Origin of the sequence: Pseudomonas marvdashtae (assembly GCF_014268655.2) — a bacterium.
In the GTDB taxonomy this organism is placed as follows: Bacteria; Pseudomonadota; Gammaproteobacteria; order Pseudomonadales; family Pseudomonadaceae; genus Aquipseudomonas; species Aquipseudomonas marvdashtae.
This window is the reverse complement of record NZ_JABWQX020000004.1, coordinates 130,541-139,329: the sequence shown is the minus strand read 5'-3', so window position 1 is coordinate 139,329 and position 8,789 is coordinate 130,541. Positions and strand designations below refer to the sequence as shown.

10 protein-coding genes are annotated in these 8,789 nt (G+C 62.5%); 1 reads left to right on the top strand and 9 read right to left on the bottom strand.

The window, feature by feature from the left end; translation table 11 throughout:
- Nucleotides 1–139: OprD family outer membrane porin (locus tag HU742_RS24340; RefSeq protein ID WP_217828419.1), on the top strand; the 139-nt coding region annotated here is incomplete at its 5' end.
- Between the two features lie 80 nt (nucleotides 140–219).
- On the opposite strand, the gene pcaC is transcribed toward HU742_RS24340, so the two are convergent.
- The 9 genes from pcaC to HU742_RS24295 form a co-directional block, all read right to left on the bottom strand.
- A complete protein-coding gene (pcaC, locus tag HU742_RS24335) occupies nucleotides 220–612 on the bottom strand; it encodes a 4-carboxymuconolactone decarboxylase (RefSeq protein ID WP_186613476.1) in 393 nt (130 codons plus the stop codon).
- Nucleotides 613–622: 10 nt separating this feature from the next.
- Nucleotides 623–1,438 (bottom strand): 3-oxoadipate enol-lactonase, encoded by an 816-nt coding sequence (pcaD, locus tag HU742_RS24330; RefSeq protein ID WP_186644648.1) that lies wholly within the window; start codon nucleotides 1,436–1,438, stop codon nucleotides 623–625.
- A gap of 12 nt (nucleotides 1,439–1,450) precedes the next feature.
- Entirely contained in the window at nucleotides 1,451–2,815 is a 1,365-nt protein-coding gene (locus tag HU742_RS24325) for a 3-carboxy-cis,cis-muconate cycloisomerase (RefSeq protein ID WP_186644647.1), read from the bottom strand.
- 171 nt (nucleotides 2,816–2,986) lie between these two features.
- A complete protein-coding gene (locus HU742_RS24320; RefSeq protein ID WP_186644646.1) occupies nucleotides 2,987–4,282 on the bottom strand; it encodes an MFS family transporter in 1,296 nt (431 codons plus the stop codon).
- A 216-nt stretch (nucleotides 4,283–4,498) separates the two neighbouring features.
- Complete coding sequence (pcaG, locus tag HU742_RS24315; protein WP_186644822.1) at nucleotides 4,499–5,065, bottom strand: protocatechuate 3,4-dioxygenase subunit alpha; 567 nt, start codon at nucleotides 5,063–5,065, stop codon at nucleotides 4,499–4,501.
- A gap of 1 nt (nucleotide 5,066) precedes the next feature.
- A complete protein-coding gene (gene pcaH / locus HU742_RS24310) occupies nucleotides 5,067–5,771 on the bottom strand; it encodes a protocatechuate 3,4-dioxygenase subunit beta (protein ID WP_186644820.1) in 705 nt (234 codons plus the stop codon).
- 36 nt (nucleotides 5,772–5,807) lie between these two features.
- Nucleotides 5,808–7,013 (bottom strand): 3-oxoadipyl-CoA thiolase, encoded by a 1,206-nt coding sequence (pcaF, locus tag HU742_RS24305; protein WP_186644826.1) that lies wholly within the window; start codon nucleotides 7,011–7,013, stop codon nucleotides 5,808–5,810.
- The gene (locus tag HU742_RS24300) at nucleotides 7,010–7,789 is read right to left on the bottom strand and encodes a CoA-transferase subunit beta (protein WP_186635439.1); all 780 of its coding nucleotides are present in this window, start codon (nucleotides 7,787–7,789) and stop codon (nucleotides 7,010–7,012) included. The genes pcaF and HU742_RS24300 overlap by 4 nt, the downstream gene beginning before the upstream one ends.
- Complete coding sequence (locus HU742_RS24295) at nucleotides 7,786–8,646, bottom strand: CoA transferase subunit A (RefSeq protein ID WP_072409760.1); 861 nt, start codon at nucleotides 8,644–8,646, stop codon at nucleotides 7,786–7,788. The genes HU742_RS24300 and HU742_RS24295 overlap by 4 nt, the downstream gene beginning before the upstream one ends.
- Between the last annotated feature and the right edge of the window lie 143 nt (nucleotides 8,647–8,789).

The following is an 8,789-nucleotide window of genomic DNA, read 5'->3' as shown; positions in this document are numbered from 1 at the left end:
ACTGGCTTACACCGTGCAGAGCGGCGCGCTCAAGAGCCTCAACGTGAAATGGCGTAACTCGACGATGCGCCGGGATTTCAACGTCAATGAGTTCGATGAGAACCGCTTGATCGTCAGCTATCCGATCAGCTTGTTGTAAGCCAAAGTGGTGGGTCAGAGGGTGTCGATGCCAACTGACCCATCGCTATCGCGAGCAAGCCCGCTCGCACAGGGTATTTCTCAACCTCGCGATTCCACGCCCAACTCATCCCAAACCGACTCGGCCAAGTGAAAAGTTGCATTGGCCGCCGGAATGCCGCAGTAAATGGCGCTCTGCATGATCACTTCCTTGATCTCGCTGCGGCTCACGCCGTTGTTGGCGGCGGCGCGCAGGTGCAGCTTGAGTTCCTCGTTGCGGTTCATGCCGATCAACATGGCGATGGTGATCAGGCTGCGGGTATGACGCGGTAAGCCCGGGCGGGTCCAGATGTCGCCCCAGGCGTGGCGGGTGATCATTTCCTGGAATTCGCTGTTGAATTCAGTCAGGGCATCAAGGCTGCGATCGACGTGGGCATCGCCCAGCACCGCGCGGCGTACTTGCATGCCTTCGTCGTAACGTTGTTTCTCGTCCACAAAAAACTCCTCAGGCACGCCCAGAATCAATCAGGAAATCCACGACCCGCGCGCTGAACGCCGCGCCGGCCTGGACGTTGGACAGGTGCGCGGCATGGAACTCGGCGTACTCGGCGCCACTGACCCGGTCTTGGATAAAGTGCCCACCCGACGGCGGCGTCACCGCATCTTCAGTGCCGGCGATCACCAGCAGCGGCACGCGAATCGCAGACAACTGCTCGCGGAAATCGGCATCGCGCACGGCGGCACAGTTGGCGGCGTAACCCTGAGGCGACGTCGCGGCAAGCATGTCGGTGATTTTCTTGGCCTTGTCCGGATGGGCCTCGGCAAAATCAGGCGTGAACCAACGGGCAATCGACGCATCACGCAAGGCCACCATCGCGGCCTTGCCATCGCGCAATACGGTTTCGATGCGCGGGTTCCACACCGACGGGTCGCCAATCTTGGCGGCGGTGTTGCACACCACCAATTTGTGCAGGCGCTCGCCGGCATTGATCCCTAGCCACTGGCCGATCAAGCCACCCATGGACAAGCCACAGAAGTGCGCCTTGTCGATGTTCAACTGATCGAGCATCGCCAGCACGTCGCGGCCCAGCTGTTCGATGCTGTAGGGGCCTTCGGTGACCAGCGACTGGCCGTGGCCACGGGTGTCGAAACGCAGCACGCGAAAGTGTTCGCTGAAGGCCGGGATCTGTTCATCCCACATGTGCAGATCGGTGCCCAGGGAGTTGGAGAGCACCAGCACCGGGGCGTCTTGTGGCCCGTCCAATCGCCGCTCATCAAAACAATAGTTCAGTTCGCCCTCGGCGAGTTTGACCAATCCCACAACGATCTCCTTTCAGGCGTTCAAGGCAAGGTGTTCGGCCACTGCCCGGGCAACCCAGGTCTGGGCTTGTCCGAGGTAGTGCGCCGGGTCGAGCAGATGATCAAGTTCGGTTGCGGACAACTGCGCGGTGACCTGGGGTTCGTCTCCCAGCACCGCACGTAAATGCCGCTGTTCGGCCACGGCGCGCTTGCAGCATTGCTCCAGCAAATGATGCGCCGTGTCGCGGCCAACCCGCTGGGCCAGGGCGATGCTCACCGCTTCGGCCAGCACCAGCCCTTGGGTCAGTTCCAGGTTGCGGGCCATACGTGCCGCATCCACTTCCAGCCCTTCGGCCAGCAGCCGCGCCTGTTGCAGGGCGCCGGAGACCAGGCAGCAGATTTCCGGCAGGGTTTCCCATTCGGCGTGCCACAGGCCCAGGCTACGTTCATGTTCTTGAGGCATGGCGCTGAACAACGTCGACACCAGGCCTGGCACCCGCGTCGCCGCGCCAATCAACACGGCCGCGCCCACCGGGTTGCGCTTGTGCGGCATGGTCGACGAACCACCTTTGCCCGGCGCTGAAGGCTCGAACGCTTCGCCGGCCTCGGTCTGCATCAACAGGCAGACGTCGCGCCCCAACTTGCCCAGGCTGCCGGCGACCAAGCCCAGCACCGCGCCGAACTCCACCAAACGATCGCGCTGGGTGTGCCACGGCTGTTCCGGCAGGGTCAGTTGCAGTTCGGCGGCCAAGGCTTCGGCGACCGGTAGCGCCTGGTCGCCCAAGGCGGCGAGTGTCCCGGAGGCGCCGCCGAATTGCAGCACCAGCAAGCGCGGCTTGAGTTCTCGCAAGCGTTGGCGACTGCGGGTGATCGCCCCCAGCCAACCGGCGATCTTCATGCCCAAGGTCACCGGGGTTGCGTGTTGCAACCAGGTGCGCCCGGCCAGCGGCGTGGCGGCGTAGCGTTCGGCTTGTCGGGCCAGGGTGCCCGCCAGTTGCGCCAGCTCTGCCTCGATCAGGCCCAACGCCTGACGCAATTGCAGGACCAACCCGCTGTCCATCACATCCTGGCTGGTGGCGCCCAGGTGTACGTAGCGCTCAGCCTCGGCGCTCTGGGCGGCGATGCGCTTGCCCAGCGCCTTGACCAGCGGGATTGCCGAGTTGCCAGCGCTGGCGATTGCTTCGCTCAACTGCGAAAAATCGTACAGCTGGGCGCGACAGGCGTTCTCGATCGGCGCCACCGCGTCTTGGGGAATCAACCCTACCCGCGCCTCGGCCCGCGCCAGTGCCGCCTCGACATCCAGCATCGCCTGGACCCGCCCCGCATCGCAGAACACCTCGCGCATGTCGCGAGCGGTGAAATAGGCATCGAACAGCTGATTGCCCGGTCGTTCGCTCATAAACAGTCCTTCGGAAAATGGATGCCTTTGTGGCGAGGGGATTTATCCCCGCTGGGCTGCGCAGCAGCCCCAAACAGTCGACTCGATCTGCCTGACACAGCGAGTTGCGGATAGGGGCGCTTCGCGCCCCAACGGGGATAAATCCCCTCGCCACAATGAACCAAACAAGCCTTAAAGGTCATGGTGCAGATACGCCGGCTGCTTGGGCAGGCGCAGGCTGAACAGGAACGCCACCACCATCATCACCGTCACATACCAGTAAAAGGCATTCTCCATGCCCTGGGCCTTCAGGCTCAAGGCAACGTATTCGGCCGAACCACCAAAAATCGCATTGGCCACCGCGTAGGCCAACCCTACTCCCAGCGCCCGCACTTGCGGTGGAAACATTTCAGCTTTCACCAGGCCGCTGATGGAGGTGTAGAAACTGACGATCGCCAGCGCCAACGTAATCAGGACAAACGCCAGGAACGGGCTGCTGATGCTTTTGAGGGTCAGCAGGATCGGCACCGTGCACAACGCCCCCAGGGCACCGAACCAGAGCATGGAGTTACGCCGGCCGATCTTGTCCGCCAGCATGCCGAACAGCGGCTGCATGCACATATAGAGGAACAGAGCACCGGTCATGATGTAGCTGGCGGTCTTGGCGTGCATGCCGGCGGTGTTCACCAGGTATTTCTGCATGTAGGTGGTGAAGGTGTAGAAAATCAGCGAACCGCCGGCGGTGTAGCCCAGCACGGTGATGAACGCGGCCTTGTGGTCGCGAAACAGCGCCGCAATGCTGCCGGCGTCCTTGTTTTCGCGCATTTCCTTACTGCTGGTTTCCTTCAGGGAGCGCCGCAGGAACAGGGAAATCAATGCGGCCGCGGCGCCCACCACGAATGGGATCCGCCAGCCATAGGCGCGCAACTCTTCTTCGCTGAGAAATTGTTGCAGGATCACCACCAGCGACACCGCCAATAGTTGCCCGCCGATCAGCGTCACGTACTGGAACGAGGCGAAAAAGCCGCGTTGGCCCTTGAGGGCGACTTCGCTCATGTAGGTGGCGGTGGTGCCGTATTCACCGCCCACCGACAGGCCTTGCAACAAACGCGCGAACAACAGCAGCACCGGTGCCCAGACGCCGATGTCCTTGTAGGTCGGCAGGCAGGCGATGAGCAACGAGCCGAAGCACATCATCATCACCGAGATCATCATCGAATTCTTGCGCCCGTGACGGTCCGCCACTCGACCAAAGATCCAACCGCCAATGGGCCGCATCAGGAAGCCGGCGGCGAACACGCCGGCCGTGTTGACCAGTTGCACCGTCGGGTTGTCCGAGGGAAAGAACGCCGGGGCGAAATAAATCGCGCAGAACGCATAGACGTAGAAGTCGAACCATTCGACCAGGTTGCCGGATGAGGCACCGACGATGGCGAAGATGCGCTTGCTGCGTTCCTCACCGGTGTAGTGGCTGATTGGGGTGGTCATGGGTTACTTACTCGTTGGGGACTGACCAAGTCTAGACACACTTGGTAACAGTCCCGTTCCACAGTCTTGCCACCCGTGGCGAGGGAGCTTGCTCCCGCTCGGCTGCGCAGCAGTCGCAAAACCAGGCTCCGCGCTGCTTTGATACACCGCGTCGCCTGCCATGGGCTTGCTGCGCAAGCCAGCGGGAGCAAGCTCCCTCGCCACGGGGGTTTTCAATCAGTAATCGAAGAACACCGTCTCGGCATCCGTGCCCTGCAGGATTACGTTCCATTGATACGCGCCCGACGCATCCGGCCTGGCGATGATTGTGCCGCGACGCTCTTCGGGCACGCAGGCCAGCAATGGGTCAGCTTCGTTGGCCTGTTCGCCGTCGAAGTAGATGCGCGTCAGCAAATGCTTGACCAGCCCGCGTGCGAACACCAGCACGACAAGATGCGGTGCCTGGGTCGTACCGCCCAACCCCGGCACGGTGCCCGGCTTGATGGTGGTGAAACGGAAACGCCCTTCGGCATCCACCGGCACCCGGCCGAAACCGTCAAAATGCGGGTCCAGCGGTTTGTCCTGGTCGTCTTCCGGGTGTGCATATTTACCCGCGGCGTTGGCCTGCCAGACTTCCAGCATGGCGTCGTTGACGAACTGTCCGTTGCCGTCGACCACCTGCCCGGTGATCGCCACGCGCTGGCCAAGCGTCTGGGCTTCGGTCAGGTCTTCGCGGTTCAGCCACGTCAGACCGATGTGGTAGTAAGGGCCGACGGTGTGGGATGTTGTGGCGTTGAGCGTCATCTTATTTCTCCATCGGCGTGGCTTCGCGGCCGCGCAAGACGATGTCCCAGCGATAACCGAGGGCGTAGTTGGGGACGGTTTTTTCCAGGGCGAAACGGGCGATCAGGCGTTCCTTGGCACGGGTGTCCGGCACGCAGTTGTAGATCGGGTCGTATTCCAGCAACGGATCACCGGGGAAATACATTTGCGTGACCAGGCGCGTCAGGATGCTCGGCCCGAACAATGAAAAATGGATGTGCGCCGGGCGCCAGGCGTTGTGGTGATTACCCCACGGATAGGCGCCGGGCTTGATCGTCTGAAACTGATACCAGCCATCGGCATCGGTCACGGTGCGACCGGTGCCGGTGAAGTTCGGGTCCAGCGGCGCGTCATGGTTGTCGCGGTCATGGTTATAGCGACCGGCGGCGTTGGCTTGCCAGATCTCCACCAGGATGCCCGGCACCGGCTGGCCGTGCTCATCCAGCACGCGCCCGTGAATGATGATCCGCTCACCCAATGGCTCGCCGGCATGTTGGGCGGTGAGGTCGTGATCTTTCTCCTGCAAGCGGTCGGCGCCTACAGTCGGCCCGGTAATTTCCGACAGCGAGTGAGGCAAATACACCAACGGCTTGGACGGCGAGCGCAGGTTGGTGGACTGGTACGACGGGTGCAAATATTCCGGCTGGGTGCCCGCTTGAGGGCGACGATAACCAGGCTTGTCAGTCATGAAGCATTCCTCGATTTCTTATTAGTAGACGACCCGTCAGACGCGCTCAATAGCCAGCGCCAGGCCCTGGCCGACGCCAACGCACATGGTCGCCAGGCCTTTCTTGCCGCCGGTCTTTTCCAAATGATGCAGCGCCGTCATGACCAAGCGCGCCCCGCTCATGCCCAGTGGATGGCCAAGGGCAATAGCGCCGCCGTTCGGATTGACCTGCGGCGCATCGTCCGCCAGCCCAAGGTCGCGCAACACTGCCAGGCCTTGGCTGGCAAAGGCTTCGTTAAGCTCGATCACGTCAAAATCGGCGACCGCCAGGCCCAGGCGCTCGGTCAGTTTGCGCACCGCTGGCACCGGGCCGATGCCCATCACCCGTGGTGCGACACCGGCGCTGGCCATGCCGAGCACTTTACCCCGAGGGGTCAAGCCGTGTTTCTGCACCGCCTCGGCCGACGCCAGGATCATCGCCGCCGCGCCATCGTTGACGCCTGAGGCATTGCCGGCGGTGACGGTCTTGTCCGGGCCATTGACCGGTTTGAGTTTGCTCAAGGTTTCCAGCGTGGTGTCGGCGCGAGGATGCTCATCCTGCTCGACCACGGTTTCGCCTTTCTTATGGGCAATGCGCACCGGGACGATTTCTTCGGCGAAAAAGCCTGCCGCTTGGGCTGCCGCCGTGCGCTGTTGACTGCGCAAGGCGAAAGCGTCCTGGTCGGCGCGGGACACCGCGTAGTCATCCGCCACGTTATCAGCGGTCTGCGGCATCGCGTCCACGCCGTACTGGGCTTTCATCAATGGGTTGATGAAGCGCCAGCCGATGGTGGTGTCTTCCAGCTTCATGTTGCGCGAGAACGCCGCGTCGGCCTTGCCCATCACGAACGGCGCGCGGGACATCGACTCCACACCGCCGGCAATCGCCAGGTCCATCTCGCCGCTGGCGATGGCGCGGAACGCGGTGCCGACGGCGTCCATACCCGAAGCGCAAAGACGATTGAGGGTCACGCCGGGAATGCTCTCCGGCAGGCCCGCCAGCAGCAGCGCCATGCGCGCCACGTTGCGGTTGTCTTCGCCGGCCTGATTGGCGCAGCCGAGGAACACCTCGTCCACCGCGCTCCAGTCCACCGACGGATTACGTTCCATCAATGCCTTGATCGGCACGGCCGCCAAGTCATCGGCACGCACAGCGGACAAACCGCCGCCAAACCGCCCGATAGGGGTTCGAATCGCATCACAGATATACACGTCGCGCATCAGGCTTCTCCCGGTGCCTGGCCGTGGGCCGCCGCGGTACGAGCTTCCAGGTCGCGCAGTGCGCGCAGCTCCACTTCGGTCGGCTCGGCGGTGGTTTGCACTTGGTCGGCGAAACGGATCGCCCATCCGGTGGCCGCAATGACTTGCTCACGGGTCACGCCCGGGTGCAGCGCGGTGACGACGAATTCATGGCTGTCGGCTTCCGGCTCCATGATGCACAAGTCGGTGATGATACCCACGGGGCCAGCACCCGGCAGGCCAAGACGCTTGCGCGAATCGCCGCCTTCGCCATGGCCGACCGAGGTGATAAAATCCAGCTTGTCGACAAACGAACGCGCTGACTGCTTGAGGATGATCAACACGCTCTTGGCCGAACCGGCGATTTCCGGCGCGCCACCGGCACCCGGCAGGCGCACTTTGGGCTGGTGGTAGTCGCCGACCACCGTGGTGTTGATATTGCCGAAACGGTCCACCTGGGCGGCGCCAAGGAAACCGACGTCGATACGCCCGCCCTGCAACCAGTAGCGAAAAATCTCACCGGTCGGAACGACAGTGTCCGCGGTTTCCGCCAGTTCACCGTCGCCGATGGACAACGGCAATACGCTGGGCTTGGCGCCGATGGGGCCGGACTCGTAGATCAGCACTACATCAGGGGACGAGGTCAGCCGCGCCAGGTTGGCCGCTTTCGACGGCAGGCCGATGCCAACGAAACACACGGCATTGTTTTTCAAGCGACGCGCCGCGGCGACCGTCATCATTTCATTGGTGGAGTACGTCATGGTTTCACCTGCGAAGCGGCTGCCAGCCGGGCCTGGAATTCACTGAAATCCCGAGTGCCGTGGATGTATTCGTTGATCCATGCGGTAAAGGTCTCACGGTCCCGGGCGATCGGGTCCCACGCCTGGTAGAAACGGTTGTCACGCTCGGTGTAACCGTGGGCGTAGGACGGATGGGCGCCGCCGGGTACGTGGCACACCGCGCTCAATGCCCAGGTCGGCAGTACGCAGGCATTCATCGGCGCGTTCAGGTCGTCGACGATTTCTTCGACGGTGACGATGCAGCGCTTGGCGGCCAGGGCGGCTTCTTTCTGCACGCCGAGGATGCCCCACAGCAGCACGTTGCCCTTGCGGTCGGCTTTCTGGGCATGGATCACGGTGATGTCCGGGCGTACCGAAGGCACAGCGGCCAACACTTCACCGGTGAAGGGACAGGTCACGCTCTTGATCAGCGGATTGACCTTCGGCAGGTCGGAGCCGGCGTAGGCCCGAAGCACCGCGAACGGCAGGCCGGAGGCGCCAGCAACGTAGGCGTTGGCCAGGTCGGCGTGGCTGTGCTCCTCGATTTCCAGCGGATGCGGCCATTGCTTCTCGACCGCATCGCGCAGCCGGTGCAAGGAACCCACGCCAGGGTTGCCGCCCCAGGAAAAAATCAGCTTGCGAGCACAACCGGCGCCGATCAACTGGTCGTAGATCAGGTCAGGCGTCATGCGCACCAAGGTCAGGTCTTTCTTGCCCTGACGAATGATTTCATGACCTGCCGCCGTCGGGATCAGGTGGGTGAAGCCTTCAAGCGCGACGGTATCGCCGTCGTTGACGAATTGCTTCACCGCGTCGTGCAGCGAAAGGATTTCAGCCATGGGGCAGGCTCCCGTTTTCCAGTAGACCGACATGAAGAAAAAGGCGCGAGGTTCGGCGCCGGAATGCCTGAAGATTAAGCTTCGGGATAACGCCAAAACAATCCGATAATCGACTAAGTGTTCGTTTATCGAACAGATTGTTG

Coding starts and splice junctions, on each gene's coding strand:
- HU742_RS24320 (WP_186644646.1), bottom strand. CDS start 4,282: ATGACCACCCCAATCAGCCACTACACCGGTGAGGAACGCAGCAAGCGC.
- HU742_RS24300 (WP_186635439.1), bottom strand. CDS start 7,789: ATGACGTACTCCACCAATGAAATGATGACGGTCGCCGCGGCGCGTCGC.
- pcaH (WP_186644820.1), bottom strand. CDS start 5,771: ATGACTGACAAGCCTGGTTATCGTCGCCCTCAAGCGGGCACCCAGCCG.
- HU742_RS24325 (WP_186644647.1), bottom strand. CDS start 2,815: ATGAGCGAACGACCGGGCAATCAGCTGTTCGATGCCTATTTCACCGCT.
- pcaG (WP_186644822.1), bottom strand. CDS start 5,065: ATGACGCTCAACGCCACAACATCCCACACCGTCGGCCCTTACTACCAC.
- HU742_RS24295 (WP_072409760.1), bottom strand. CDS start 8,646: ATGGCTGAAATCCTTTCGCTGCACGACGCGGTGAAGCAATTCGTCAAC.